The following is a 26,300-nucleotide window of genomic DNA, read 5'->3' as shown; positions in this document are numbered from 1 at the left end:
TCATTCCGGGGCGGCCCGCAGGGCCGGGCCCGGAATCCATAACCCCGGTCTGTGAGTATTGGATTCCGGGTTCGCTCGTTTCACTCGCGCCCCGGAATGATAGAGAATGACTAATCTCCACACCGCCGGCCATCGTCGCGGGGTCGTCGCCGCGCCGCATGCCGCCGCCGCCGAGGATGGCCGCGCCATTCTCGCCGAAGGCGGCAACGCCATCGAGGCGATGATCGCCATGGCGGCGTCGGTTGCCGCCGTCTATCCGCACATGAACCACATCGGCGGCGACGGCTTCTGGCTGATCCGCGAACCGAATGGCCGCGTGCGCGCCATCATGGGCGCCGGGCGCGCCGGGGCGAAGGCGACCGTCCGTTTCTATCGCGATGCCGGTCATCACGAGATGCCGACGCGCGGGCCGGGCGCCGCGCTCACCGTGCCGGGCGCCATCGCCGGCTGGCAACGGGCGTTCGACGCGGCGCGCGCGCATCGCGGCAGGCTGCCGCTCGATCTGTTGCTGTCCGCCGCGATCAGGCATGCGCGCGAGGGCTACAAGGTGACGCGCAGCCAGGGGGCCTTGACGCGCGACAAGTTTGCCGAGCTGGAAAAGGTGCCCGGCTTCGGCGAGGCCTTCCTCGTCGACGGCAAGGCGCCGGACGAAGGCGCGACCATGAAGCAACCGGCTTTGGCCGCGACGCTCGATCATCTTGCCAATGCCGGTCTTGCCGATTTCTATCGCGGCGATGTCGGCCGCGAGATGGCCGCCGACCTCGAGCGTATCGGTTCGCCGGTGACGCGCGAGGATCTGACGAAATACGAAGCCTTCGTCACCGACCCCTTGAGCGTCAATGTCAGCGCCGGTACGCTTTACAATACGCCGGCGCCGACCCAGGGCCTTGCCTCGCTTATCATCCTCGCTTTGTACGATCGTCTGCGCATCGGCGATGGCGAAAGCTTCGCGCATATCCACGGCCTGATCGAAGCCACCAAGCGCGCCTTTCTGGTGCGCGATCGCGTCGTCACCGATCCCGATCGCATTGACGGTCCGCTGTCGCGGTTTCTCGACGCGGCGTTCCTCGATGGCGAGGCGGCGAAGATCGATCCGAAGAAAGCTGCGCCGTGGCCCGATCCCTCGGCGCGCGGTGACACCATCTGGATGGGCGCGGCGGATGCGTCCGGTCTTGTCGTCTCCTACATCCAGTCGATCTACTGGGAGTTCGGCTCCGGCGTCGTGCTGCCGAAGACCGGCGTGCTGATGCAGAACCGCGGCGCCAGTTTCTCGCTCGACGAGCGCGCGCTCAACGCGCTCGCGCCCGGCCGCCGTCCGTTCCACACGCTCAATCCCGCGCTCGCGGTCCTCAAGGATGGCCGGGTCATGGCCTATGGCACCATGGGCGGCGAGGGCCAGCCGCAGACGCAGAGCGCGCTGTTCACGCGCCATGTCACATACAAACAGCCGCTCGAGCGCGCGCTCGATGCGCCGCGCTGGCTGCTGGGGCGTACCTGGGGTTCGTCACACATGAATTTGCGATTGGAAAAGCGCTTCGATGAGCGGCTTGTCGACCGGCTGATGTCGGCGGGCCACGATGTCGACGTGCTGGACGCCGACTATTCCGACACCATGGGTCATGCCGGCGCCGTGGTGCTGCATCCGGATGGTACTTGCGAAGGCGGCCATGATCCACGCGCCGACGGCGGCGCGGCGGGGGTGTGATGAGGTGCGTAGGGTGGGCTAAGACGCGTAGCGCCGAGCCCACCGTGGCACTTGCTGGTGAGCTTCGCGTTGCTCAGCCCACCCGACAGATCTGTCACACTATTACGTTCTAGTATCCATTGGCCGCCGCGCTATTTCTGTCGCATGCCGCACGACCATTCGCATTCCCACGATCACACCCATTCTCACAGCCACGGTATTGGCGGGCATCATCATGCGCCGACCAATTTCGGCCGCACCTTCGCGATCGCCACCGCTCTCAACGTTGCGCTGGTCGCAGCGCAGTTCGGCTTCGGCCTGTGGGCCAATTCGCTCGCGCTGATCGCCGACGCCGGTCACAATCTCAGCGACGTCATGGGCCTGATACTGGCCTGGGTCGCCTTCGCGGTTGCACGCTGGCGTCCGTCGAGTGGCTATACTTATCAATTGGGCGCCGCCTCGATCCTCGCGGCGCTGGCCAATGGCCTGTTGCTGGTCGCAGCCGTGGCCGTCATCGGCTATGAGGCGATCGAACGCTTCGCGGCGCCGCAGCCGGTGGCGAGCGGCACGGTGATGTTGCTGGCCGCGCTCGGCGTCGTCGTCAACGGCGCCTCCGCCTGGATGTTGAGCCACGGCAGCAAGTCCGATCTCAACATGCACGGCGCTTTCCTGCATATGGTGGCGGACGCCGCCGTGTCGGTCGCGGTCATCGCCGCTGGTTTCGGCATCTGGCTGACCGGCTGGCAATGGCTCGACCCCGCAGTGAGCCTGCTGATTTCCGCCGTGATCCTGGTCGGCACCTGGCGGCTTTTGCGTGACTCGCTGCGCCTCGCGCTCAACGCCGCGCCGCGCGAAATCGACCCCACCGTCGTGCGCGGCTATCTCCAAGGTCTGCCCGAGGTGCAGGGCGTTCACGATCTGCACATCTGGGCCATGAGCACCACCGAGAACGCGTTGACGGCGCATCTCGTCACGCCGGCCGGCCATCCCGGCGACGCCTTCCTGCACAGGCTTGCCCATGAGCTGGAGCACCGTTTCGGCATCGGCCATTGCACCGTTCAGGTCGAGACGGCGGACAAGGGCACCTGCGAGACCGCCTGCGATGCCAACGCCCGCCGTTAGCCGTGTTTTGGCCGCCGCCCCGTTTCCGCCGCAGACTGTGCTAATGGTGGCGCCTTGTTCGGGTCTGACAGGAACCACATGACCGGCTCCCGCTTTCTTGCCGCACTGGCCGCCGTTTACGGCATGATTATTGTCGCCGAGCCGGCGCGCGCCCACCCGCATGTCTGGGTGACGATGCAGACCGAGCTCGTTTACGCGCCGGACGGCACCATCACCGGCATCCGCCACGCCTGGGCCTTCGATGACATGTTCTCGGCCTTCGCCACGCAGGGTTATGAGAGCAAGGTCAAAGGCGAGTTCACCCGCGAGGAGCTGCAGCCGCTGGCGCAGGTCAATGTCGAGTCGCTGAAGGAATACGACTACTTCACCTACGTGAAGGTCGACGGCAAGAAGGTGAAGCTCAAGGAGCCCGCCCCCGGCTATTATCTCGAATGGAAGGACGCGGTGCTGACCTTGCACCTGACGCTGCCCTTCGAGCATCCGGTGAAGACCAGGGAGTTGCAGGTCGAGGTTTACGATCCGACGATCTTCGTCGATTTCTCGTTTGCCAAGCAGAACCCGGCGAAGCTTGTCGATGCGCCGGCGCACTGCAAGCTCGATGTCGTGCTGCCGCGCGAAATGACCTTCGCCGAAGGCAAGGCGCTCAGCCAGATACCCGTCGATCAGCCCAATGTCAGCATGGCCATCGGCGCCGAGTTCGCCAACAGAATTCTCGTTCACTGTCCTTGAGCCGAATCTGATCGATCGCGGGGCGGCGATCCGGGGAAACCTTCCATGACATGGTTCGCGCGGCGCTCTGCCCTCACGCAATCGCTTTTGCTTCTCGCGATCGTTCTGGCCGTCGCCGGCCTCATCGATGCGGCATCCGCCGCGCCGTTCGGCGCGTCGGCGGGCCCGGCGCCGCAGTCGCTCGATGGCTTCACGGGCTGGATCCTGATGAAGCAGGCCGAGTTCTACCGCATGCTGTCGGGTGCGATCCGCGCCTCCAAGGCCGACGGCACCGCGGCCTTCGGCCTGATGGGCATCTCTTTCGCCTACGGCATCTTCCATGCCGCCGGTCCCGGCCACGGCAAGGCGGTGATCTCGTCCTATCTCGTTGCCAACAATGAAACCTGGAAGCGCGGCATTGTGCTCTCCTTCATCTCGGCCGTGCTGCAGGCGGTGACCGCGGTGGTCATCGTGGCGGTGGCCGCGGTGCTGCTGGGCGCGACGTCGAAGGTCATGGGCGACACCGTGCGCTTCGTCGAGATCGTCAGCTACGGCTTGATCGTGCTGATCGGGCTGCGGCTGGTTTGGGTCAAGGGCCGGGCTTTCCTGAAGCTTCTGGTGCCGCAGCAGGCGCCGCAACTCGCTCATGCCCACGCGCATGGTCACTCGCACGGCCATGACCATCATCACGATCACGGGCACGATCATGACCACCATCACCCCGCGCATGTGCATTCCGAAGCGTGTTCCCACGGTCACCACCACGACCACGACGATGGTCATGCCTGGGGTCATGCTCATGCGCCGGAGCCGCGCGAACTGACCGGCAAACACTGGCTGCGCCGCGGCCTTGCCGCCGTGGTCGCCGTCGGTCTGCGGCCCTGTTCGGGCGCGATCATCGTCCTCGTCTTTGCGCTGGCGCAGGGCATATTCTGGATCGGCATCGCCTCGACCTTCGTCATGGGTCTCGGCACCGCCATCACCGTCTCCGCCATTGCCATGCTGGCGGTCGCGGCCCGCGGCGTCGCCGGCAAGATCGCGGCGTCGAAAGCCGGCGGCGGCCTGTTGCTGCTGCGTGGTCTTGAGGCGGCCGCCGCCGTTGCCATCGTCGCCTTCGGCGTGCTGCTGCTCACCGGCTACATGGTGAGCGAGCGCATGATCGGGGTTTGACGCAGGTCAATCTTCCCCTCGCGCATTTTTGAGGCTGCCATCGTCGAACAAGAATGGCAGGCTGCGCGCCGCGCCACTAGTTTGCGCGAAACAGGGAGAGCCTCATGCCGGGTGAATTTCTGCGCAGCATCGGTGTCGGTCATCCCGTGGTGCTCGGGCCCATGGCCGGCGGGGCCGGGTCCCCGGCGCTGGTCGCGGCGGTGTCGAATGCCGGCGGGCTCGGCTCCTTCGGCGCGGCTTATTTGTCGCCGCAGCAGATCCTCGACGCCGTCAAGGACATCCGCGCGCTGACGGACAAACCCATTGCGCTCAATCTGTTCGCCGGCGGTTATGAGCCGGATCGCGTCGTCGAGCCGGCGCCGATGCTCGCGGTGGTGGCGAGAGCGCATGAACGGCTTGGCCTCGCGCCGCCGGTGCTGCCGCCCAATCCGGCCTCGCCATTCGACGATCAACTCACCGCGGTGATCGAAGCGAAGCCGGCGCTGTTCTCTTTCACTTTCGGCATTCCGTCGGCCGATGCGCTGGCGCGGCTGTGCAAGGCCGGCATCCCGACCTGCGGCACCGCGACGACTTTGGAAGAGGGCCGGGCGCTGGCCGAGGCCGGCGTCGATGCCATCGTGGCGCAGGGCGAGGAAGCCGGTGCCCATCGCGGCACCTTTCTGCGCAGCGCGGAAGAATCGATGGTGCCGACGCTCGACCTCACCCGCGCCATTGCTTCTGCGACGAAGCTGCCTGTGTTCGCGTCCGGTGGCCTGATGGACGGCGCCGACGTCAAGCGCGCCTTCGATGCCGGCGCGCAGGCGGCGCAGTTCGGCACCGCTTTTTTGCTGTGCCCGGAGAGCGGCATTCCCGAGCCTTACCGGCAGGCCTTGCGCGCGCGCAAGGATACGACCGTGATCACGCGCGTTTATTCCGGTCGCGCCGCCCGCGGCCTGCGCAATCTGTTCATCGACGAATGCGACGGCGTGGCGGTGCTGCCGTTCCGCCAGCAGAACGATCTCACGCGCGCCATGCGCACGGAGTCCGGCAAGAAGGGCTTGCCTGATTACATCTCGCTATGGGCGGGGCGCGGCGTGACGCGGGCGCGCGAAATGCCGGCGGCCGAACTGATGCGCACCTTAGTGATGGAAATCGGCGGGCGTTAATTCGATCGGCTTGCCGTGCGGCGTGCGATCGCAGGCGTGCTCCCAGGCATGGCGATATTCGTGCAGGGTGTCGCGCGAGGCGACGCCCTTCTCGGCGACCAGCCGCTCCAGCGCCGCCAGCCAGTGCATATAGTACGTCTCGCCGGTGTCGGGATCGCCCGCGGCCTGCGCGCGCTTGATCTCGTCCGACAGTGTCGCCGCCCATTCCGGCCAGGTGAAAACGCCGCGCTCGTGCAGCGCCAGCGCCATGGCGAAGGCCTGCGCCTGCCACGGCTCCTTGAACACGGGGCCGTCGCCGTCGCGAGGAATGCTTGGCACTTCTTCGGTGGCGCGGCGGGCGGCGGCGGGGTCGATGCTCGTCATTGTTTTCCTCGTCATTCCGGGGCGCCGCGTAGCGGCGAACCCGGAATCCAGCGCTGGATTCCGGATCGCCTCGCAGTGCTCGGCGTCCGGAATGACAGCTAGATTTTCTCCAGATAGGGCTCGAAGGCCTCGATCGACACTTTCAGCGTCGGGTCGGCATCGTCGCCCCACAGATCGCGGGCGTCGAACACCACCGTGTAGAGCCACTGCGGATGATCGCCCTTGAAGTGCGCATTGGTGTCGGGAAACACGTGACAGCCATTGATGCGCTCGACCACGCCGGTATGACCGCGCACGTAGCGCGGCAGGCGCGTATGCGTCAGCGGGTTGATGTTCTTCGTCCGCACCTTGTCGCCCGGCTTGAAGCTGGCCGGACCTTGGGGCTGTCGATCGAAATTAGCGCGCGTCTCGCAGCGCTTGACGTCGTCGAGCGTGAATTTGCCGCGCGGCAGCGGCGGGCTCTGGTGCAGCGAATGACCAGCTTCGAGTTCGTCGGCGCCGACCATGTTGCGTTCGACGAGCTGGTTCTCGATCGCGAGGAACCACTTCTTGTAATAGGAGCTGGCGAGATAGACCTCGGGCGGCAGCGACTCGCGGGCAAAGCGCTGCGAGTCGATATTGACGCCGCCATTGGCGCCCATCGCGCGCACCATGGCCATGACGCGGCCTTCCCATTCGTGATGGAAGGTCGGCTCATTGGCCTCCGGCTCGACCTTGCCGAAGCCGTCCATGCCGCCCATGTCATGAACGCCGTTCATGACTTCATCTCCGCCGGCTTCTTCGGCAGACCGGTGCCGATCATGGAGTCGCGGGTAACGAGTTCGGCGAGTTTGTCTTCGCTCCAGCCGTCGGTGCCTTCGGGCCGCATTGGCAACACGATGAAGCGCGTTTCGGCGGTCGAATCCCAAACCCGGATTTCGGTGTCCTTGGCCAGCGTCACGCCGAAATCGGCGAGCACGCCGCGCGGATCCTTCACGGCACGCGAGCGGTAGGGCGAGGCCTTGTACCAGACCGGCGGCAGGCCGAGCATTTCCCACGGATAGCAGGAGCACAACGTGCAGACGACCATGTTGTGGCGCTGCGGTGTGTTCTCGACCGCGATCAGATGATCGCCGGTGCGGCTGACATGGCCGAGCGTGTTGATCGCCTGCGTGGCATCGGCGAGCAGCGCCTGCTTGAAGGCCGGGTCGGTCCAGGCTTTGGCGACGACGCGCGCACCGTTGCGCGGGCCGATCTTGGTCTCGTACATCTCGACAATGGCGTCGAGCGCCTTGGGATCGACGTAGCCTTTTTCCGTCAGGATGGTCTCCAGCGCGCGGACGCGCAGCTGGGTCTCCGACAGTTCGGAATGCTCGTGATCGTGGTGGTGGTCGTGATCGTGGGCCATGGCCGTAGTCTAATGCGCCACGGGTCCGTGCGAAAGCTATTCCCACACGCCTTCGTGCAGTTCCGCGGCCTCGTCCTCGAGCAGCGGCCCGATCACCTCGACCTTGCGCTGGCCGGCGGCGAACACGGTGCGGCAGGGCAGGGACAAGGTCGGATTTTCCGGGTGATTGCCGGTCATGGTCTTCAGCCGTTCCTCCGACAGGCCGTAGACGACGCGGCCGATGCCGGCCCAGTAGATGGCGCCGGCGCACATCGCACAGGGCTCGGCCGAGGAATAGATGGTGCAGTCGGCCAGTTCTTCCGGCTCGAAGGTCTTGCAGGCGAGCGTGGCGAGCAGCCGCTCGGCATGGCCGGTCATGTCGCCGTCGGGCAGGTAGCCGTTTTCGACCTCGAGCAGCACTTCGCCGTCGGGTCCGGCGAGCACGGCGCCGAATGGGTGGTTGCCATTGTCCATGGCGCGTTCGGCGACATCGAAAGCGAGCCGCAGCAGGTCTTCATCGGTCGTGGACATCCCAGATGCTTCCAAAAAACTCAGGCGCTCTTCCGCGCCGGGATCGCATCGCGCGCCGCCGGCTGCTATGCCATCATAGCATCATGAACCGGATCGCGGACACAATCGACGGCCTCTCGGCGTTTATCGGCCGCAGTGTTGCATGGCTGGCACTTGTCATCGTGCTGCTGCAATTCGCGCTCGTAGTGGCACGCTACCTGTTCGGTATTGGCTCGATATGGGTCACCGAAAGCGTCGTCTATGGCCACGCCGCGCTGTTTCTGCTGGCCTCGGCCTGGACCTTGCGCAGCGGCGGTCACGTGCGCGTCGACGTCTTCTATGCCGACGCGTCGCCGCGCGCCCGTGCCTTTATCGATCTCCTCGGCGCGCTGTTGCTGCTGATGCCGTTCGCACTGGCTCTGTTGTGGTTGTCGCTGCCGTTCGCCATGCGGTCGTGGGCGATCCTGGAGCGCTCGCAGGAAGCGAGCGGGCTGCCGCTGGTCTTCGTGCTGAAGACGCTCATTCCCGTGTTCGCCGCGATGCTGGCGCTGCAGGGCTTCGCTCAGGCGATCCGCAGCATCGCCGTGCTGCGCACCGCGATCCCGCATCGCAAAGACGAATCCCATGTCGCTTCCTGAAATATTGTCCATCCTGCTCGTCGCCGCGGCGGTCGGCGCGCTGCTGATCGGTTATCCGGTGGCGTTGACGCTGGCCGGCGTGTCGCTGGCCTTCGCCTTGCTGGGTGACGCGCTCGGGCTGATGAACATCGCCATTCTCGGCGCGCTGCCGCAGCGCATCTATGGCGTCATGACCAATGACGTGCTGCTGGCGCTGCCGATGTTCATCTTCATGGGCGTGATGCTGGAGCAGTCGCGTATCGCCGAGGAATTGCTCGAACGCGTCGGCCGGCTGTTCGGTCCGCTGCGGGGCGGCCTCGGTTACGCGGTGGTGCTGGTTGGCGCGCTGCTCGCGGCCTCGACCGGTCTCGTCGGCGCCACCGCGGTGACGATGGGCCTGATCATGCTGCCGTCGATGCTGCGCCACGGCTATGATCCGCGGCTCGCCTCCGGCACCGTCGCGGCTTCGGCGACGCTGGCGCAGATCGTGCCGCCATCGACCGTGCTGATCCTGCTCGGCGACCAGATCAACATCGCCTTTCAGGCGGCGCAACTCGCCAAGGGTTCGTTCGCGCCGGATGTCGTCTCCGTTGGTGATCTATTCGCCGGCGCGCTGGGGCCGGGGCTGCTGCTGGTCGTTCTCTATCTTGTCTATATCGCGGCCGTCGCCTGGCTGAAGCCGGCGAGCGCGCCTGCGGTCGCGACCGGGGACGCGCCCAAAGGCAGCTTGCTCGAAATATTGCTGGCGCCCGTAGTGCTCATTGTCGCCGTGCTGGGTTCGATCCTGTTCGGCATCGCGACACCGACCGAAGCCGCATCGGTCGGTGCCGTCGGTTCGATCCTGCTGGCGTGGCGGCGCGCGCCGCTTGCGCCGATGCTGCGGCCGGTGGTCGACAAGACGGCGCAGATCACGGCCATGATCTTCCTCATTCTGATCGGCGCCACATTGTTCAGCCTGGTGTTCCGCGCGCTCGGCGGCGACGACATGGTGGCGCGCGCGCTCACCGATCTGCCGGGCGGCGCCAACGGCGCGGTGCTGATCGTGATGCTGGCGGTGTTCCTGCTCGGCTTCGTCATGGACGCCTTCGAAATCATTTTCGTCGTGGTGCCGATCGTGGCGCCGGCGCTTCTGAAGCTGCCGGGCATCGATCCGATCTGGCTCGGCATCATGATCGCGGTGAACCTGCAGACCTCGTATATGCACCCGCCGCTCGGCCCGACCTTGTTCTTCCTGCGCGGCGTGGCGCCGCCGGAAATCACGACGCGGCACATCTATGTCGGCATTATCCCGTTTGTCGCCATCCAGCTCGTTGCGCTGGTGGTGCTGTGGTTCTGGCCGGCTCTTGCCACCGCGCTGCCGCACGCGTTTGATGGGCGGTAGATGATTTACTAATCCCTCCCCTGCGGGGGAGGGATAAGGAAGGAAGCGCCATGAAAGCCGCCGACATGTTCAGTCTCGCGGGCCGCGTCGCGCTGGTCACCGGCGCGTCGTCGGGTCTGGGTCAGCAATTCGCCCGCGCGCTGGCCGATAACGGCGCATCGGTGGCGCTGGTCGCGCGCCGCGCTGAACGGCTCGAAGCATTCCGCGCCGAACTCGAGGCGGCCGGCGCCAGGGCCGTCGCCATCGAGGCCGACGTCACCGATCCGGCCGCGATGAAAGCGGCGTTCGACGCTGCGGAAAAGGCATTCGGTACCGTGACCATCCTCGTCAACAATGCCGGCGTGGCGCAGAAGCCGTTGCGCGCCGTCGAGGTCAGCGTCGAGGAATGGCGCCGCGTGTTGTCGGTCGATCTCGATGCCGTGTTCTACTGGGCGCAGGAGGGCGCCCGCCGCATGATCGCCGCTGGCCAGCAGGGTTCCATCGTCAACATCGCCTCGGTTCTCGGCTTCGGCGTGTCGAAAGGCACGGCCGCCTATGCGGTGGCGAAAGCGGCGGTGGTGCAGGCGACGCAGGCGCTGGCCATCGAACTCGCCTTCAAGGGCGTGCGTGTCAACGCCATCGCCCCGGGCTGGTTCGTGACCGAGATCAATGACACCTACCTCAACAGCGAGGCAGGTCATGCGATGAAGCGCGACATCCCGATGGGCCGTTTCGGCGAGAAGGGCGATCTCGATGGCGCGCTCTTGCTGCTGGCATCGGATGCCGGTCGCTACATCACCGGCGCCACCATCGTCGTCGATGGCGGGCAGGTGGTGCAGCTTAAAGGATAAAGAGGAACACCATGGACTTCTCTCTCTCCCCCGAACACGAAGAGCTGCGCCTCAGGGTGCGCGCCTTCATTGCGCAAGACGTGCTGCCGCTGGAGAAAGACCCGGCGAATTTTGCCGAGCACGAGAACATTCCGCATGAGCGGCTGGAGCCGGTGCGCGAGAAGGCGCGCAAGCTCGGCCTGTGGGCGCCGCAAAGCCCGAAGGAATACGGCGGCATGGAATTGCCGATGGTCGCCTGGGCGGCGATCTACGAGGAAGCCGCGCGCTCGGTCTTCGGCCCGCTCGCGATCAACTGCATGGCGCCGGACGACGGCAACATGAACATGCTGCGTCTGGTCGGCACGCAGGCGCAGAAGGACAAATGGCTGGCGCCGATCGTCGCCGGCAAGGTGCGTTCGGCTTTCGTCATGACCGAACCGGCGCCGGGCAACGGCTCGGATCCGACCATGATGCGCACACGTGCGGAAAAGAAGGGCGGCAAATATGTCGTCCATGGCCGCAAGTGGTTCATCACCGGTGCCGACGGCGCATCGCATTTCATCCTTATGGCGCGCACATCGGACGATGCCCGCAAGGGCATTACCGCGTTTCTCTTTCATAAGGATCAGCCGGGCTGGCGCATCCTGCGCCGCATCGAGATCATGGGACCGGAGGAGCATGGCGGCCACTGCGAGCTGGAATTCGACGGCCTCGAAATTCCGGAAGAAAACGTGCTCGGCAATGTGGGCGAGGGCTTGCGGCTGATGCAGGTGCGCCTTGGCCCGGCGCGGCTGACGCATTGCATGCGCTGGACCGGCTGGTCCAAGCGCTGCGTCGAGATTGCGCAGGAGTATATTGCCAGCCGCGAAGGCTTCGGCGTCCGGCTGGCCGATCGCGAGAGCGTGCAGATCAAGCTCGGCGAAGTCGCGCAGCAGATTCAGATCGCGCGGCTGCTCACGATGCATGCGGCCTGGATGCTCGATCAGGGCGGCCGCGCGCGCAAAGAGGTGTCGATGGCCAAGGTGCATGTCGCCAATGCGCTGCATCAGGCCGCCGACGTCGCGATCCAGCTTCAGGGCGCCCGTGGTTTTTCCAAGGACACCATCGTCGAGTGGCTTTATCGCTACGCCCGTTCGGCCAAGCTCGTGGATGGCGCTTCCGAGGTCCACATGATGGTGCTCGCCAAGTTCATGCGCGACGAAGGCCAGGATTTCTGGGCCTGGGGTCCCGGAGAGGGGCGCAGGAACGCGCCTTAGGCGAGCCAGGGGGCAGCGGCGGGAACCCGCGCGCCGGCCTGTGAATTCGGCTAGATTGGATTATTGCCGAATCATGGGGGCCCTGGATGTCCGTTCCGCCCGTGCAGCCCGGCCTGTCTTACGCCGCGACCGGCCAGCGTCCGGAGCCGTCGGCTGTTGTCGGCAATGGCGGTGGCGGTGTGGCCTCCGCCGCGGCGGCTTCCGCGGTTGGGGCGCAAGCGCCGCCGCTCGATCCCCTGATCGCGGCATTGTCTCAGGCGCTCGGCGCCGCCGCCGTGCGTCAGAACGGCCTCGCGCCGCTTCTCGCCAATCTCGAGGCGCTGATCGGGCGCAGCGATCTGCCCGACGCCGCGCGTAACGCGGCGCAGACGCTGCTCAATCTGCGCCTGTCGGGTACCGCGATCGAGGGCGGCACGCTGCGCCAGGCCATCAGCCGCTCCGGCCTGTTTGTCGAAGCGGTGCAGGCCAAAGGCCTGACACCCAATGCCAACATCAAGTCGGCTTTGCAGGATTTGCGCACGGCGTTGCAGGGCCTGCTCGGTCTTGGTGATGCGCCGGCGGCTGCGAGAGCCGCGACGGTCTCGACGGCCGCGACGCCCACGCCGGTCTCGGTGTCCACACCGGCAGCGACACCGGCTGCGTCTGCGCCAATGTCTCCGGCGGTCGGAGCGAACGTGCAGCAGGCGGCCATGGCGATGCTGGTCGAAGCGGAGACGATCCTCGCGCCGCCGGTGGCCGCGCCACGCTCAGCCGGATTGCCGGCCGTGTCGGATAATCTTGAGACGCTATTGGCACAGCCGAATTTGCCGGAGGCTGTGCGCAACGCCGCCCAGGCGTTGCTCGGTTTACGCTCTGCGGCCGTTCCCCAATTGCCGAGCGCGTCGTCCGTGCTTCCGCTCGGCGCGCTGTTGCCGGATGCGGCATTGGCCGACGCCGCGGTCAAGATGGCGGTGCAAAGTCTGCGCGATGCATTGAAGGCCTTCCTCGGTGTCGACAGCGCTCCGGCTGCCGGTCGCAGCAAGCCTTTGCCACCGCCGTTTCGTGGCGCCTTGCCGGTGGCACAGCCGCCGATGCCCGCGACCATCGCCGGCGCGAGCTTGCGCGAAGCGGCGATGACGGTGCTGGGGCAGGCCGATGCCGCGATCGCCCGCCACGTCATGTTGCAGATCGCGTCATTGCCGGCCGCGCAACAGCCGGCGCATCCGCCCGACGATCACACGCAGCGTCTGGTGTTCGATATTCCGCTGGTCACGCCGCAAGGCACCACCGTGGTGCAGATTCAGATCGAGCGCGACGCGCCGCAGCGCGAAGCCGAGGCACCGATATGGAGCGTGCGCTTCGCCGTCGACATGGAGCCGATCGGCCCCGTGCGCGCGCGGGTGGCGCAGATCGGCGGCAGGACCAGCGCGACATTGGTCGCGGAAAAGCTGGAAAGCGCCGCCGCCTTGCAACAGGACATCGGCTCGCTCAAGGCCGCGCTGGCGCAGGCCAATCTTGAGCCCGGCGATCTGCATTGCCTCAGTCACGATCAGACCAGGGTCACGGCGCCGCAAGGCCAGTTCGTGAACCGCGCGTCATGAGCGACGACAGCACGCCGAAACCACCGCTCGCTGTGGCCCTCGAATATGACCGGGAAACCACGCCGCGCGTCACCGGCATCGGCAAGGGCGAACTGGCCGAACGAATGCTGGAGATTGCTCGCCATCACGGTGTGCCGCTGGTGGAAAATCCGCAGCTTGCCGCGGCGCTGTCGAAACTGCCGCTCGATCAGGAAATTCCCGAGAAGCTCTACCGCGCCGTCGCCGAGGTGCTGTCCTATATCCTGCGCACCTCGGGCAAGCTGGCGGCGGGGAAGTAATGGAAGATATTTCGTCCGTCATTCCGGGGCACGGGCGCACCAGCGCGTTTACGCGCGTCCCGGAATGACAGGTAAAGCCTACCCCTTGCACTCGACATTGACGTCGATGCGGCGGTTGGCCATTTCGATTTTGTTGTCCGGCGTCCACACGGCGAGGCTGCGCTCGCCCCAGGCGACTTCCTTGACCTCGACGCCGGGCAAAGCCGAACGCAGGCCGTTGGCGACGATCTGCGCGCGCTCACGCGACACCGCCAGGTTGGTCTGATCGCTGCCGAGCGTGTCGGCATAGCCGGCCACGGTCACAACGCAGCTCTTGCGCGCCCCGATGATCGTCTTGAGATCGGCGCCGAGCTTCTGAGTCTGCATATTGGCGTTGGCGGTCCTGTCGAAACGCACGGACAGTCCGGGCGGTGCGGAAGCGGCCGCCGTGGCCGCCTGCGGCACATAGACGACGATCAATTCGCGCTCGGCCGGCGCCTTCATGTCCAATTGCGCGGTGTCCTTGGCGACGGTGGTGGTTGGCGTGCTCATGGCGATGAGCGCCGCCTTCTGCGCTTCGGCCGTCGTCTTGATGCTGTCGACCGAAGCCTTTGTCTGCTGCAGCGATTGCGTTTGCGCCGAGGTTGCGCTCTTGAGGTCGGCGAGCGCCTTGTCGGTCGAGTCGATCTTGGCGCTGAGCGCCGCGAGCGACTTGTTGGCGGCGTCGAGCTTGGCCGACATCGCGGCGAGGGCGATATCTGGACCGCCGGCTGCCGGCGTCCGGGTGAGGTCAGCGAGCGCGGCGCTGGTCTTGTCGACCTTGGCGCTGAGCGTCTCGATTTGCGCGAACAGTTTCGTGCGCTGGTCCGCTGTCGAATTCCACATCACATATGCGGTACCGGCCACTGCTACGACCGCTCCCAGAACCGCTGCCGTGCCGGCCGCCAGTGCTGCCCCCGCCATCGCCACCTCCCCGTTTCGATCGGCCCCTTTATCAAAAGTTTATACGGCCGCGGCTGTCTGTCGCCTGGAAACTGCGCCGGGGCCGCGGCCGTGGAAATTTCCTTTTAGAGCCGCCCCAGAAAACGAAATTGACCCGCAAGTTCCGGGGGATAGGCTGGTCGGACTGGTTTTGCCTCGGGCCTCGAGTGCCTATATGAATGTCGTGCGAAGCCGGTATCGTATTCAAGCCAGTCACGGCGTGGGCCGGAAGGCCCGGCGGGAGGCCATTCAATGACGCTCCGACCGGTCAGCCTCGACGACAAATACGACCTGAACCAGACCCATGTCCTGGTCACCGGCTACCAAGCCCTGATCCGCGCCATCCTGATGCAAAAGGAGCGCGACCGTCGGGCCGGCCTGAACACCGGCGGCTTTCTGACCGGCTATCGCGGCTCGCCGCTGGGCGGCCTCGACCAGCAATTCGCTCGTGCCAGCAAGCATCTGTCGGCGGCCGACGTCCAGTTTCAGCCCGGCCTCAATGAGGAGTTGGCCGCCACTGCGCTCTGGGGCACCCAGCAGGCCGAATTGCGCGGCGAGGGCAAGTTCGATGGCGTCTTCGGCCTCTGGTACGGCAAGGGCCCGGGCGTTGACCGCTCCGGCGACGTCTTCCGCCATGCCAATCTTGCCGGCTCTTCGAAGCATGGCGGCGTCCTTGCCCTGATGGGCGACGACCACACCGCCGAATCTTCGACCACGGCGCACCAGTCCGAATTCCATTTTGTCGACGTCATGATCCCGATCCTGAACCCGGCCGGCGTTCAGGAGATCATTGACTATGCCCAGCTCGGCTGGGCGATGTCGCGCTACACCGGCGCCTGGACCGCTCTCAAGTGCATGCACGACACGGTCGAATCGACCGGCATCGTCGACGGCAGCCTCGAGCGCCTTCAGATCGTAACGCCGCCTGATTTCGTCGTGCCGGAAGGCGGTCTGAATATCCGCCTTGTCGATACTGTTCTTGGACAGGAAGCGCGCCTTCACGACTACAAGCGCGATGCGATGCTCGCCTTCGTGCGGGCCAACAAGATCAACAAGATGATCACGACCGGCGGCCGCGCCCCGAAGATCGGCATCATCTCCACCGGCAAGTCCTATCTCGACGTGCGTCAGGCTTTCGACGAACTCGGCATCGACGAGATCAAGTGTAACGATCTTGGCATCCGCCTGTTCAAGATCGGTTGCCCGTGGCCGATTCCACGCGAGGAACTGGTCGAATTCGCTCGCGGTCTCGACCTCATCATCGTGGTCGAGGAAAAGCGCTCGCTCATCGAAGTGCAGGTGCGCGAAGAGCTGTACGGCATGCCGAACCAGCCGGTCTGTATCGGCAAGAAGGATGAGAGCGGCAATTGGCTGTTCCCGGTCAAAGGTGCGCTCGATCCCAATGATATCGCGGTTTGTATCGGCGAGCGCGTCCTCAAGCATGTTGGCGTCAATGACGAACTTGCGACGCATGTGGTGCGGCTGAAGGGCGCGCAGCGCGCTCTGGCCGAAACCGGCGACGTCGCCGTGCGCGTGCCCTATTTCTGCTCGGGCTGTCCGCACAACACGTCGACGCGCGTGCCGGAAGGCAGCCGCGCCTATGCCGGTATCGGCTGCCATTACATGGCGCAGTGGATGGATCGCAAAACGCTCGGCTTCACGCAGATGGGCGGCGAGGGCGCCAACTGGATCGGCGAGGCGCCGTTCTCCAAGCGCGACCACGTCTTCCAGAATCTGGGTGACGGCACTTACAATCACTCCGGTTATCTCGCCATCCGCGCTGCGATCGCGTCCGGCGTGACGATGACCTACAAGATTCTTTACAACGACGCGGTGGCGATGACCGGCGGTCAGCATCACGAGGGTGGGCTGACCGTGCCGCAGATCGCCGCGCAGGTCGCCGCTGAAGGTGCCAAGCGCGTTATCGTCGTGTCCGACGAGCCATGGAAGTATCCGAAGGACACCGACTGGCCCAAGGGGCTGACGCTGCATCACCGCGACGAGCTCGACATGCTGCAGCGGCAGCTGGCCGAGGTATCCGGCGTCACCGTGCTGATCTATGACCAGACCTGTGCTGCCGAGAAACGCCGTCGCCGCAAGCGTGGCACTTTCCCCGATCCGGACAAGCGCGTCGTCATCAATGATCTCGTCTGCGAAGGCTGCGGTGATTGCGGCGTCAAGTCCAACTGCGTCTCGGTTCAGCCGCTCGCCACCGAATGGGGCCGCAAGCGCACCATCGATCAGTCGAGCTGCAACAAGGACTTCTCCTGTGTGAAGGGCTTCTGTCCGTCATTCGTGACGGTCCACGGCGCCAAGCCGAAGAAGGCCGACGCGATTGCCGAACCGGCAGACTGGACGGCGCTGCCGTCGCCGAGCGTGCCGCTGATCAACCATCCCTACGGCATCATCGTCACCGGTGTAGGTGGCACCGGCATCGTCACCGTCGGCGCCATCATCGGCATGGCGGCGCATCTGGAAGGCAAGGGCGTCGGCATTATCGACATGGCCGGCCTCGCGCAGAAGGGCGGTGCGGTCTATAGCCACATCCGTATCGCCAATAATCCGGACGACATCCACGCCATCCGCGTGTCGGCGGCCGGCGCCGATCTTGTCCTCGGCGGCGATATCGTCGTCGTCGGCAACAAGAAGGTGCTGGGAGCGGTCAAACCGGGCAACACCCGGATGATCGTGAACACCGCCGAGTTCCTGCCGGGCGACTTCACCCGCAATGCAGACTTCTCGTTGCCGACCGAACGTCTCAAGCGCGCCATAGTCTCGTCGGCGGGGCGCGACAACAGTCATTTCATCGATGCCTCGCGGCTTGCGACAGCGCTGCTCGGCAATTCGATCGGCGCCAACATGTTCATGCTCGGTTACGCCTATCAGAACGGCGCGTTGCCGCTGTCGCCCGAGGCGATCGAGAAGGCGATCGAGATGAACGGGGAAGCTGTGAAGATGAACATCCAGGCGTTCCGCTATGGCCGCCGTGCCGCGGTCGATCCGGCGGCGCTGGAAAAGCTGATCACGCCGGCGCCGACGGAAGACAACGACTCGCTGAAATTGTCGCAGAGCTTTGGCGAGACGTTGGACCGCCGCGTTGCCTTCCTCACAGCCTATCAGAACGCGCGCTATGCTCGCCGCTATCGCACAGCAGTCGAGAAGATCGTCGTCGCGGAAGCCGAGAAGGCGCCGGGCCAGAGTGCGCTGTCGGACGCGGTCGCGCGCTATCTGTTCAAGCTGATGGCCTACAAGGACGAGTATGAAGTCGCTCGCCTTTATACCGATACCGGTTTCGTCGAGCGGGTGAAGAGCCAGTTCGCTCCCGGCAATCTGCGCTTCGAATTCCATCTCGCGCCGCCGATGCTCGCCAAACACGATCCGTCGACCGGCGAGCCGAAGAAGATGACCTTCGGGCCGTGGATGCTCAAGGCATTCGGTGTGCTGGCGAAGTTCAAGATCCTGCGCGGCACGCCGTTCGATCCGTTCGGCTATACCGAGGAGCGCCGCACCGAACGCAAGCTGGTGACCGACTACCTTGCCAAGATCGAGACCCTGGCTGCTGATCTGACGCCGGCCAACTACCCGGCTGCCGTGGCGATTGCCTCCATCCCGGAGAAAATCCGCGGCTACGGTCCGGTCAAGGCGCGCTCGCTCAAGATCGCGCAGGCCGAAGAGCAGGGGTTGTGGGAGCAATTCCGCTCCGGCGCCGCGGCTTTCCTCAAAGCGGCAGAATAGTGCCGTCGTCAACCAGCGGCTAAACGCGCACGCCGCTTGGTTACCGCCTCGATCAGCGCCATACTGCATTGCACGCAACCGAAGCCCGGCTGCTGAAGGACATGGATTCGTGATCTCAGGCGATCATCTGCGGCGCATTGCATTCTGGTCCCATGAGCTGCCCGAACAGGAGTTCGAGCGGGCGCGCCGCGGTATCGTCGAGAAGTCCTATGCCAAGGGCGCTTATGTCTTTCACCGCGGCGATCGGTTCGACGCCTGGACCGGCGTCTCGGAAGGGCTGTTGAAGATCGCCGCGATCTCGCGCTCCGGTAAAGCCGTCACGCTTGCCGGCATGCGCACTGGCGGCTGGTTCGGCGAAGGTACCGTGCTCAAGAATGAGCTGCGCCAATACGATCTCGTCGCGCTGCGCGACACCCGTCTGGCGCTGATGGAGCGCGCGACCTTCATGTGGCTGTTCGAGAACAGCGTCGGCTTCAATCGCTTCCTGGTGCGCCAGCTCAATGAGCGCCTCGGCCAGTTCATTGCCTTTGTCGAATACGATCGCAGTCTCGATGCAGCGGCGCGGCTGGCGCGCAGCATTGCCTGGCTCTTCAATCCGGTTCTGTATCACAAGCCGGATCCGCATCTGGAAATTTCGCAGGAAGAGGCTGGGCTGCTGTCGGGTCTGTCACGGCAGATGGCGAACAAAAGTTTGCAGACTCTCGAAAAGAAGGGTCTGCTGCGCATCGAGCATGGCGGCATCACCGTGCTGGATGCGGAACGGCTCTCGCGCTACGGCGCCTGAGCGCGACCAAGTGCAGATTTTTGCTGGCTGATCGTTGCCGGGATTGTGCGGCGCGACATAAGAGTCGACATCCCGGCTCACATAGCCAACAAGGCCCCGTCTTGTCTGTCAAGCGGCCTGTTCTCTGCACGGCTGTTTCGCTTCACACTGCATCGCGAAAACGATCGTTGAAATAAGAGAACTTCGCAAAGCTGCGGAATGGCTTAGACGCCTGCTGCAGCCCAATACCGGACCGCCAAAGGCTTGACCGGCATCGGGTGGTGTTTTCTTATCGAGGCAAACCAAGACGACCCGAAAAGGGGCGCGAGGGGAAATGCGGCCGGCGCGATGAACCAATCGCGCGGTCATTGGGAGGATTGGCTGTGGCGAATACCGCCGCGCGCGCGGACACGTTTCCGAAGCTGCTTGCGTTGAACGCTCGCGAATTCGCGGCGCGGCCGGCCATGCGGCACAAGGATCTCGGCATCTGGCAGAGCTGGACCTGGAGCGAGACGCTCGACCTTGTGCGCGCTTATGCCGCCGGTTTGTCGCGGCTCGGTGTCAAGCGAGGCGATGCGGTCGCCATCATCGGGTCCAACCGGCCGAAACTTTACTGGTCGATCCTGGCGGCGCAGGCCCTTGGCGCCATTCCGGTGCCGGTCTACGCCGACGCCGTAGCCGACGAATTGGCCTTCGTGCTCAAGCATGCCGACGTGCGTTTTGCCGCCGTCGAGGATCAGGAGCAGGTCGACAAGATCCAGTCGGTGATGGACCGTCTGCCGAACCTTGAATGGATGTTCTACGACGAGGCCCGGGGGCTGCGCGATTACGACCACAGCCGGCTGCGGTCGATGGAAGACGTGATCGCCGACGGCCGCACGGCGCTGGCCGCCGATGCCGCGCTCGGCGAATGGCTCGACAACGAGATTGCCGCGACCAAGGGCTCCGATCCGTCCATCATTCTTTACACGTCGGGCACCACCGGCACCTCCAAGGGCGTAGTGCTGTCGGGCGAGCGCTCGATCGCGGCGGCGACCGACACCGTGAACTTCGATCATCTCGACGAGAACGATGTGGCGCTGGCCTATCTGCCGCTGGCCTGGGTCGGCGATCACTACCTCAATTTCGCCCAAGGCATGGTCGCCGGTTTCTGCACCGCCTGCCCGGAAAACGCCGATACGGCGATGGCGGACCTGCGCGAGATCGGCCCGACATTCTATTTCGCGCCGCCGCGCACGCTGGAAGCATTGCTCACCCGCGTCATGATCCGCATGGAAGACGCGAGCCCCTTCAAGCGCAAGCTGTTCCACTATTTCATCGGCATCGCGCGGCAATACGGCGAGCGCATTCTCAACGGCCAGAAGGTGCCGCTGCTTGGCCGCGTCCTGTACGGCATTGGCAATCTTCTGGTCTACGGCCCGCTGAAGAACGTGCTCGGCTTCACATATGTGCGCACCGCTTATACCGCGGGCGAAGCGATCGGGCCGGACCTGTTCGCCTTCTATCGCTCGATCGGGCTCAATCTGAAGCAGCTCTACGGCCAGACCGAAGCCTTCCTCTACGTCACCTGCCAGCCCGACGGCGCCATCTATTCCGACACGGTCGGACCGGCGGCGCCGCATGTCGACATCAAGATCGCCGACAATGGTGAGGTGCTGTTCAGGTCGCCGGGCATGTTCACCGGCTATTTCAAGGATGCAACGAAGACCGCGGAAGTGATGACACCGGATGGCTATGTAAAGACCGGCGATGCCGGTTTCTTCGACGACAAGACCGGGCAGTTGAAGATCATCGATCGCGCCAAGGATGTCGGCCGGCTTGTCGACGGAACATTGTTCGCGCCGAAATACATCGAGAACAAGCTCAAGTTCTTCCCGAACATCCGCGAGGCGGTGGCCTATGGCGACAGCCGCGACTTCGTCACGGTGATGCTGAACATCGACCTCACCGCGGTCGGCTCCTGGGCCGAGCGCAACAACGTGTCCTATGCCTCGTACCAGGAACTCGCGGGCCACCCGCTGGTCTACGACATGCTGGAAAAGAACGTTGCCGAAGTGAACCGTTCGCTGGCGGCCGACAAGGTGATGGCCGGTGCGCAGGTCAGGCGCTTCCTGATCCTGCACAAGGAACTCGACGCCGACGACGGCGAATTGACGCGCACGCAGAAAGTCCGCCGCGGGTTCGTCGCCGAACGTTACGCGCCGCTGATCAACGCGCTCTATGACGGGTCGAGCGAGGCCGATATCTCGACTGAAGTGACCTTCGAGGACGGCCGCAAGGGCATCATCAGCGCCCGTGTCAAGATCCGCGACATGAAGGTCGAGCCATCTGCCGCGCTGGAGAAGGCGGCATGAGAGCGCCAGACGGTTCACCGAAGGCCCGCATTGGCGACGTGTTGCTCGCGGTGGAGGATGTGTCGCTGGCCTTTGGCGGCGTCAAGGCGATCAGCGGCGTGTCGTTCGACATCCGCCAGGGCGAGATCCGCGCCATCATCGGCCCGAACGGCGCCGGCAAGACGTCGATGCTCAACGTCATCAACGGCTTCTACCATCCCCAGCAGGGCCGCATCACTTTCAAGGGGCGGACGCGCAGCCGCATGCGTCCTTACGAGGCGGCGTCCGGCGGCATCGCCCGTACATTCCAGAACGTGGCGCTGTTCCGCGGCATGTCGGCGCTGGACAACATTATGGCCGGCCGCACGTTGAAGATGCATGTCAATTTCTTCTGGCAGGTTTTCCGTCACGGTCCGGCCGTGCGCGAAGAGGTGGAGCACCGTCGCTTCGTCGAGGAGATCATCGACTTCCTGAAGATACAGGACATCCGCCGCACGCCGGTCGGCCGATTGCCTTATGGCCTGCAGAAGCGCGTCGAGCTCGGCCGCGCGCTCGCCATGGAGCCGGAGCTGTTGCTGCTCGACGAGCCGATGGCCGGCATGAACCTCGAGGAGAAGGAGGACATGTCGCGCTTCATCCTCGACGTCAACGAATACTACGGCACCACGATTGCGCTGATCGAGCACGACATGGGCGTGGTCATGGATCTCTCCGACCGGGTCGTCGTGCTCGACCACGGCATCAAGATCGCCGATGGCACGCCGGACGAGGTCAAGCGCAATCAGGCGGTGATCGACGCCTATCTCGGCGTGGCGCATTAGGGGCCTGCGATGGACATCCTCTACAAGATCTTCATCGACCCCTTTGTCCAGATGGGCATGGCGCCTGACCTGCTGGTGCAGACATTGTGGGATGGCCTCGTGGCCGGCGTGCTCTATGCGCTGATCGCGCTCGGCTTCGTGCTGATCTTCAAGGCCTCGGGTGTCTTCAATTTCGCGCAGGGCATCATGGTGGTGTTCGCGGCGCTGACATTGGTTGGCCTCCACGAGAAGGGCGTGCCCGCCTATGTCGCGCTCGCCATGACCGTCGCCGTGATGTTCGCGCTTGCGGTTGGCGTCGAGCGGCTGATGCTGCGACCGTTGGTCAACCAGCCCGACATCATCCTGTTCATGGCGACTTTCGGCCTGACATACTTCCTCATCGGCCTCGGCGAACTGGTGTTCGGCGGCAATCCGAAGGTGATGATCGCCAGCGAGCTCGGCCTGCCCAAGGGTACCATCGACATCAACATGCTTGGCGGCTTTGTGTCGCTGCAGAAGATCGATATCGCCGCGACCGTGATCGCATCGGCGATGGTGGCGTCGCTCGCCGTGTTCTTCCAGAAAACCCGCGTCGGCCGTGCGCTGCGCGCGGTCGCTGACAGCCACAAGGCGGCGTTGTCGGTCGGCATCTCGCTGGAGCAGATCTGGGTGATCGTCTGGTTCGCCGCCGGTGTGGTGGCCTTGGCCACGGGCATCATGTGGGGCGCGCGCTCGGAAGTGTCCTTCGCGCTGCAGATCATCGCGCTGAAGGCGCTGCCGGTGCTGATCCTCGGCGGCTTCACCTCTATTCCCGGCGCCATTGTTGGCGGCCTCATCATTGGCATTGGTGAGAAGCTGGGCGAATTCTACTGGGGCCCGCTGCTCGGCTCCGGCATTGAGAGCTGGCTCGCTTACTTCATCGCCCTTCTGTTCCTGCTGTATCGGCCGCAGGGCCTGTTCGGCGAGAAGATCATCGAGAGAATATGACGATGATGAGCCATTCCACATTGTCATTCCGGGTTCGCTCGCCGCGCTCGCGCGCCGGAATGACGGAGAAATAGCCCATGCTTTACCGCGAGGCCGGCCAGTTCAAGACCGACTACACCAAGGACATGGCGGTGTTCCCGATCCTTCAGGATAGGATCGGCGTCGGCGTCATCCTGTTTATCGCCGCCGTCATCATTCCGCTGTTTGGCAGCGACTTCCTGTTGCAGGCGGTGATGACACCGTTCCTGGTTTTCGCACTTGCCACTATCGGGCTGAACCTGCTCACCGGCTACACCGGTCTGCTGTCGCTCGGCACAGGCGCCTTTATGGGGGTCGGCGCCTTTGCCTGCTACAAGCTGACGACCTCGTTCCCGGGTGTGAACGTCATCGTCTGGATCGTCTGCTCGGGCTTCTTCTCCGCTGCGGTCGGCGTGCTGTTCGGCCTGCCGTCGCTGCGCATCAAGGGCTTCTATCTGGCGGTGGCGACGTTGGCCGCGCAGTTCTTCCTGTCCTGGTGCTTTATCCGCGTGCCGTGGCTGTTCAATTACAATGTCTCCGGTGCCATCGAGGTGCCGCAGCGGACCTTGTTCGGCGTCCCGATCACCGGGCCCAATTCAGCGCCGGTCACGCGTTACCTCATCGTGCTGGCGATTGTCATCGTCATGACCTGGCTCGCTTCCAACCTCATCCGCGGCCGCATCGGCCGCATGTGGATGGCGGTGCGTGACATGGACATCGCTGCCGAGCTGATCGGCATTCGCCTGCTCAACACCAAGCTGCTCGCCTTCGCGGTGTCGTCATTCTACTGCGGCGTTGCCGGCGCCATGATGGTGTTCCTCTGGTACGGCGGCGCCGAAGCCGAGGTGTTCAACATCAATCAGAGTTTCACCATCCTGTTCATGGTCATCATCGGCGGGCTTGGCAGCCTGATCGGCTCGTTCTTCGGCGCGGCGCTGATCTACATCCTGCCGATCATCCTGCGTTTCGTTCCGGCGGAACTGGGCGTTCCGCTGCATGCCGCAACCGTTGAGCACCTCACTTTCATCATCGTCGGTGCGCTGATCGTCGTCTTTCTGATCGTCGAACCGCACGGTCTGGCGCGGCTCTGGCAGATCGGAAAGCAGAAATTGCGGGTGTGGCCTTTCCCGTATTGAAGGCGCACACTCTCTTCCAATTCCGCCCCGGTAAGGGGCCGGAAACAGCCCCATCCGGGGCCAATAAGTCGAGCCGCGGCAACCGCCGCGGGCCTCGGAGGGAAACAAAGGAGGGAAACGATGCGTAAGAAGCATCTCGTACTCGGTGCCGCTATTGCGGCGCTGATCGGCGGCGACTTCGTCGCGCCGCCCGCGCAGGCGCAGGACACGATCTACGTTCCGCTGTTCACGTATCGCACCGGCCCGTTCGCCGGTTCCGGTATTCCGATTGCCAACGGCATGTCGGACTATCTCACCATGCTCAACGAGCGCGATGGCGGCATCGGCGGCGTCAAGCTGGCGATCGAGGAATGCGAAACCGGCTACGACACCAAGAAGGGCGTCGAGTGCTACGAGGCCTCGAAGGGTAAGAAGCCGGTCATTACCAACCCCTACTCGACCGGCATCACGCTGCAGCTGATCCCCAAGGCCGCGGTCGACAAGATCCCGGTGCTGTCGATGGCCTACGGCCTGTCGGCCTCGGCTGACGGCACCAACTTCCCGTGGGTGTTCAACCCGCCGGCGACCTATTGGGATGGCGCGTCGGTGTTCGTGAAGTTCGCGGCGCAGAAGGAAGGCGGTCTGGACAAGCTCAAGGGCAAGAAGCTCGGCCTCGTCCATCTCGACGCGCCTTATGGCAAGGAGCCGATCCCGCTGCTCGAAGCGCTGGCCAAGGAATACGGCTTCGAACTGAAGCTCTATCCGGTGCCGGCCTCGGAAATGCAGAACCAGTCGTCGCTGTGGCTCAATGTCCGCCGCGATCGTCCGGACTGGATCTACCTGCAGGGCTGGGGTGCGATGAACCCGACGGCCGTGAAGGAAGCCGCCAAGATCAACTTTCCGATGGACAGGCTGATCGGCGTCTGGTGGGCCGGCGGCGATGACGACGCGCGTCCGGCCGGCGACGGTGCCAAGGGCTACTCGTCGCTCGACTTCCACGCGGTCGGCACCGACTTCCCGGTGATCAAGGACATCCAGAAGTTCGTGGTCGATAAGGGCAAGAGTCAGGTCCAGAAGGAAAAGGTCGGCGAGAACCTTTACAACCGTGGTGTCTACAACTCGATGCTGATCGCGGAAGCGATCCGCACCGCGCAGAAGATCACCGGCAAGAAGGTTGTGACCGGTGAAGATGTGCGGCGTGGCCTTGAGCAACTCGACATCACCGAGGCTCGTCTCAAGGAAATGGGCGCCGCGGGCTTTGCCTCGCCGGTGCGCACGTCCTGCACCGATCACAACGGCCATCACAAGGTGTTCATGGCCACGTGGGACGGCACCAAGTGGGTGAAGTCGTCGGACTGGATGGAGCCGATGAAGGATAAGGTGCGCCCGCTGATCGAGGCGGCCGCCAAGGCCTATGTCGAGTCCAACACCGGCTGGCCGAAGCGCACGGAGCCTTGCGACAAGTCGTCGTGAGGTTGTGAATGGATCCTCTCGTCCTGAGGAGCGCCGTCAGGCGCGTCTCGAGGGCGAGGGGCCGAGTAAACGCCCTCATCCTTCGAGACGGCGCTGACGCGCCTCTTCAGGATGAGGGCCCTTTCGG

At 64.6% G+C, this 26,300-nt stretch carries 23 protein-coding genes; 18 read left to right on the top strand and 5 right to left on the bottom strand.

What is annotated here, in order from left to right; translation table 11 throughout:
- Positions 1–106: 106 nt before the first annotated feature.
- The 5 genes from DXH78_RS01880 (at position 107) to DXH78_RS01860 (ending at position 5,829) form a co-directional block, all read left to right on the top strand.
- On the top strand, positions 107–1,705 hold the full coding sequence (locus DXH78_RS01880; RefSeq protein WP_115515474.1) for a gamma-glutamyltransferase family protein: 1,599 nt from the start codon (positions 107–109) through the stop codon (positions 1,703–1,705).
- A 144-nt stretch (positions 1,706–1,849) separates the two neighbouring features.
- Positions 1,850–2,806 (top strand): cation diffusion facilitator family transporter, encoded by a 957-nt coding sequence (locus DXH78_RS01875; protein WP_115515473.1) that lies wholly within the window; start codon positions 1,850–1,852, stop codon positions 2,804–2,806.
- Between the two features lie 78 nt (positions 2,807–2,884).
- A complete protein-coding gene (locus tag DXH78_RS01870) occupies positions 2,885–3,535 on the top strand; it encodes a DUF1007 family protein (protein ID WP_115515472.1) in 651 nt (216 codons plus the stop codon).
- Between the two features lie 45 nt (positions 3,536–3,580).
- Positions 3,581–4,684, top strand: coding sequence for a nickel/cobalt transporter (locus DXH78_RS01865; RefSeq protein ID WP_115515471.1), 1,104 nt, complete (start codon positions 3,581–3,583; stop codon positions 4,682–4,684).
- Positions 4,685–4,788: 104 nt separating this feature from the next.
- Entirely contained in the window at positions 4,789–5,829 is a 1,041-nt protein-coding gene (locus DXH78_RS01860; RefSeq protein ID WP_115515470.1) for an NAD(P)H-dependent flavin oxidoreductase, read from the top strand.
- On the opposite strand, the gene DXH78_RS01855 is transcribed toward DXH78_RS01860, so the two are convergent.
- The 4 genes from DXH78_RS01855 to DXH78_RS01840 form a co-directional block, all read right to left on the bottom strand.
- Positions 5,803–6,192: a nitrile hydratase accessory protein gene (locus tag DXH78_RS01855; RefSeq protein ID WP_115515469.1), complete on the bottom strand. Its 390-nt coding sequence runs from the start codon at positions 6,190–6,192 to the stop codon at positions 5,803–5,805. The genes DXH78_RS01860 and DXH78_RS01855 overlap by 27 nt on opposite strands.
- Positions 6,193–6,290: 98 nt before the next feature.
- On the bottom strand, positions 6,291–6,950 hold the full coding sequence (gene nthB, locus DXH78_RS01850) for a nitrile hydratase subunit beta (RefSeq protein ID WP_115515468.1): 660 nt from the start codon (positions 6,948–6,950) through the stop codon (positions 6,291–6,293).
- Positions 6,947–7,579, bottom strand: a complete 633-nt coding sequence (gene nthA / locus DXH78_RS01845) for a nitrile hydratase subunit alpha (RefSeq protein WP_115515467.1) — start codon at positions 7,577–7,579, stop codon at positions 6,947–6,949. Before nthA ends, nthB begins: the two co-directional genes overlap by 4 nt.
- A gap of 36 nt (positions 7,580–7,615) precedes the next feature.
- On the bottom strand, positions 7,616–8,089 hold the full coding sequence (locus tag DXH78_RS01840) for a nucleoside deaminase (RefSeq protein WP_115515466.1): 474 nt from the start codon (positions 8,087–8,089) through the stop codon (positions 7,616–7,618).
- Between the two features lie 83 nt (positions 8,090–8,172).
- Between DXH78_RS01840 and DXH78_RS01835 the strand changes: the two genes are divergently transcribed.
- The 6 genes from DXH78_RS01835 (at position 8,173) to DXH78_RS01810 (ending at position 13,989) form a co-directional block, all read left to right on the top strand.
- Positions 8,173–8,706 (top strand): TRAP transporter small permease subunit, encoded by a 534-nt coding sequence (locus DXH78_RS01835; protein ID WP_115515465.1) that lies wholly within the window; start codon positions 8,173–8,175, stop codon positions 8,704–8,706.
- On the top strand, positions 8,693–10,066 hold the full coding sequence (locus DXH78_RS01830) for a TRAP transporter large permease (RefSeq protein WP_115515464.1): 1,374 nt from the start codon (positions 8,693–8,695) through the stop codon (positions 10,064–10,066). Before DXH78_RS01835 ends, DXH78_RS01830 begins: the two co-directional genes overlap by 14 nt.
- 50 nt (positions 10,067–10,116) lie before the next feature.
- Positions 10,117–10,896 carry an SDR family NAD(P)-dependent oxidoreductase gene (locus tag DXH78_RS01825; protein WP_115515463.1) on the top strand — a complete coding sequence of 260 codons (780 nt, stop codon included), beginning with the start codon at positions 10,117–10,119 and terminating at the stop codon, positions 10,894–10,896.
- A gap of 11 nt (positions 10,897–10,907) precedes the next feature.
- Complete coding sequence (locus tag DXH78_RS01820) at positions 10,908–12,131, top strand: acyl-CoA dehydrogenase family protein (RefSeq protein WP_115515462.1); 1,224 nt, start codon at positions 10,908–10,910, stop codon at positions 12,129–12,131.
- Positions 12,132–12,217: 86 nt separating this feature from the next.
- On the top strand, positions 12,218–13,711 hold the full coding sequence (gene fliK, locus DXH78_RS01815; RefSeq protein ID WP_115515461.1) for a flagellar hook-length control protein FliK: 1,494 nt from the start codon (positions 12,218–12,220) through the stop codon (positions 13,709–13,711).
- Positions 13,708–13,989 (top strand): EscU/YscU/HrcU family type III secretion system export apparatus switch protein, encoded by a 282-nt coding sequence (locus DXH78_RS01810; protein ID WP_115515460.1) that lies wholly within the window; start codon positions 13,708–13,710, stop codon positions 13,987–13,989. The genes fliK and DXH78_RS01810 overlap by 4 nt, the downstream gene beginning before the upstream one ends.
- 78 nt (positions 13,990–14,067) lie before the next feature.
- Here the strand turns inward: DXH78_RS01810 and DXH78_RS01805 are convergent, their stop codons facing one another.
- Positions 14,068–14,931, bottom strand: a complete 864-nt coding sequence (locus DXH78_RS01805) for an OmpA family protein (protein ID WP_115515459.1) — start codon at positions 14,929–14,931, stop codon at positions 14,068–14,070.
- A 270-nt stretch (positions 14,932–15,201) separates the two neighbouring features.
- Between DXH78_RS01805 and DXH78_RS01800 the strand changes: the two genes are divergently transcribed.
- The 7 genes from DXH78_RS01800 to DXH78_RS01770 all read left to right on the top strand — a co-directional run bounded on the left by DXH78_RS01800 (position 15,202) and on the right by DXH78_RS01770 (position 26,173).
- Positions 15,202–18,684, top strand: coding sequence for an indolepyruvate ferredoxin oxidoreductase family protein (locus DXH78_RS01800; RefSeq protein ID WP_115515458.1), 3,483 nt, complete (start codon positions 15,202–15,204; stop codon positions 18,682–18,684).
- 109 nt (positions 18,685–18,793) lie between these two features.
- Positions 18,794–19,468, top strand: a complete 675-nt coding sequence (locus DXH78_RS01795) for a Crp/Fnr family transcriptional regulator (RefSeq protein ID WP_115515457.1) — start codon at positions 18,794–18,796, stop codon at positions 19,466–19,468.
- 362 nt (positions 19,469–19,830) lie between these two features.
- A complete protein-coding gene (locus tag DXH78_RS01790; protein WP_115515456.1) occupies positions 19,831–21,801 on the top strand; it encodes an AMP-binding protein in 1,971 nt (656 codons plus the stop codon).
- Positions 21,798–22,601, top strand: a complete 804-nt coding sequence (locus DXH78_RS01785) for an ABC transporter ATP-binding protein (RefSeq protein ID WP_115515455.1) — start codon at positions 21,798–21,800, stop codon at positions 22,599–22,601. The genes DXH78_RS01790 and DXH78_RS01785 overlap by 4 nt, the downstream gene beginning before the upstream one ends.
- Positions 22,602–22,610: 9 nt before the next feature.
- Positions 22,611–23,567 (top strand): branched-chain amino acid ABC transporter permease, encoded by a 957-nt coding sequence (locus DXH78_RS01780; protein ID WP_210209491.1) that lies wholly within the window; start codon positions 22,611–22,613, stop codon positions 23,565–23,567.
- 77 nt (positions 23,568–23,644) lie between these two features.
- Positions 23,645–24,721, top strand: coding sequence for a branched-chain amino acid ABC transporter permease (locus DXH78_RS01775; protein WP_115515454.1), 1,077 nt, complete (start codon positions 23,645–23,647; stop codon positions 24,719–24,721).
- Between the two features lie 120 nt (positions 24,722–24,841).
- Positions 24,842–26,173 (top strand): ABC transporter substrate-binding protein, encoded by a 1,332-nt coding sequence (locus tag DXH78_RS01770; RefSeq protein WP_115515453.1) that lies wholly within the window; start codon positions 24,842–24,844, stop codon positions 26,171–26,173.
- Positions 26,174–26,300 lie beyond the last annotated feature (127 nt).

The sequence above is a fragment of the Undibacter mobilis genome (assembly GCF_003367195.1).
GTDB lineage: Bacteria > Pseudomonadota > Alphaproteobacteria > Rhizobiales > Xanthobacteraceae > Pseudolabrys > Pseudolabrys mobilis.
This window is presented reverse-complemented; position numbering and strand designations above follow the sequence as displayed.

Excerpts from the sequence above, each read along its gene's own strand:
- DXH78_RS01880 (WP_115515474.1), top strand. The coding sequence starts at position 107 with ATGACTAATCTCCACACCGCCGGCCATCGTCGCGGGGTCGTCGCCGCG.
- DXH78_RS01875 (WP_115515473.1), top strand. The coding sequence starts at position 1,850 with ATGCCGCACGACCATTCGCATTCCCACGATCACACCCATTCTCACAGC.
- DXH78_RS01870 (WP_115515472.1), top strand. The coding sequence starts at position 2,885 with ATGACCGGCTCCCGCTTTCTTGCCGCACTGGCCGCCGTTTACGGCATG.
- DXH78_RS01865 (WP_115515471.1), top strand. The coding sequence starts at position 3,581 with ATGACATGGTTCGCGCGGCGCTCTGCCCTCACGCAATCGCTTTTGCTT.
- DXH78_RS01860 (WP_115515470.1), top strand. The coding sequence starts at position 4,789 with ATGCCGGGTGAATTTCTGCGCAGCATCGGTGTCGGTCATCCCGTGGTG.
- DXH78_RS01855 (WP_115515469.1), bottom strand. The coding sequence starts at position 6,192 with ATGACGAGCATCGACCCCGCCGCCGCCCGCCGCGCCACCGAAGAAGTG.
- nthB (WP_115515468.1), bottom strand. The coding sequence starts at position 6,950 with ATGAACGGCGTTCATGACATGGGCGGCATGGACGGCTTCGGCAAGGTC.
- nthA (WP_115515467.1), bottom strand. The coding sequence starts at position 7,579 with ATGGCCCACGATCACGACCACCACCACGATCACGAGCATTCCGAACTG.
- DXH78_RS01840 (WP_115515466.1), bottom strand. The coding sequence starts at position 8,089 with ATGTCCACGACCGATGAAGACCTGCTGCGGCTCGCTTTCGATGTCGCC.
- DXH78_RS01835 (WP_115515465.1), top strand. The coding sequence starts at position 8,173 with ATGAACCGGATCGCGGACACAATCGACGGCCTCTCGGCGTTTATCGGC.
- DXH78_RS01830 (WP_115515464.1), top strand. The coding sequence starts at position 8,693 with ATGTCGCTTCCTGAAATATTGTCCATCCTGCTCGTCGCCGCGGCGGTC.
- DXH78_RS01825 (WP_115515463.1), top strand. The coding sequence starts at position 10,117 with ATGAAAGCCGCCGACATGTTCAGTCTCGCGGGCCGCGTCGCGCTGGTC.
- DXH78_RS01820 (WP_115515462.1), top strand. The coding sequence starts at position 10,908 with ATGGACTTCTCTCTCTCCCCCGAACACGAAGAGCTGCGCCTCAGGGTG.
- fliK (WP_115515461.1), top strand. The coding sequence starts at position 12,218 with ATGTCCGTTCCGCCCGTGCAGCCCGGCCTGTCTTACGCCGCGACCGGC.
- DXH78_RS01810 (WP_115515460.1), top strand. The coding sequence starts at position 13,708 with ATGAGCGACGACAGCACGCCGAAACCACCGCTCGCTGTGGCCCTCGAA.
- DXH78_RS01805 (WP_115515459.1), bottom strand. The coding sequence starts at position 14,931 with ATGGCGGGGGCAGCACTGGCGGCCGGCACGGCAGCGGTTCTGGGAGCG.
- DXH78_RS01800 (WP_115515458.1), top strand. The coding sequence starts at position 15,202 with ATGACGCTCCGACCGGTCAGCCTCGACGACAAATACGACCTGAACCAG.
- DXH78_RS01785 (WP_115515455.1), top strand. The coding sequence starts at position 21,798 with ATGAGAGCGCCAGACGGTTCACCGAAGGCCCGCATTGGCGACGTGTTG.
- DXH78_RS01780 (WP_210209491.1), top strand. The coding sequence starts at position 22,611 with ATGGACATCCTCTACAAGATCTTCATCGACCCCTTTGTCCAGATGGGC.
- DXH78_RS01775 (WP_115515454.1), top strand. The coding sequence starts at position 23,645 with ATGCTTTACCGCGAGGCCGGCCAGTTCAAGACCGACTACACCAAGGAC.
- DXH78_RS01770 (WP_115515453.1), top strand. The coding sequence starts at position 24,842 with ATGCGTAAGAAGCATCTCGTACTCGGTGCCGCTATTGCGGCGCTGATC.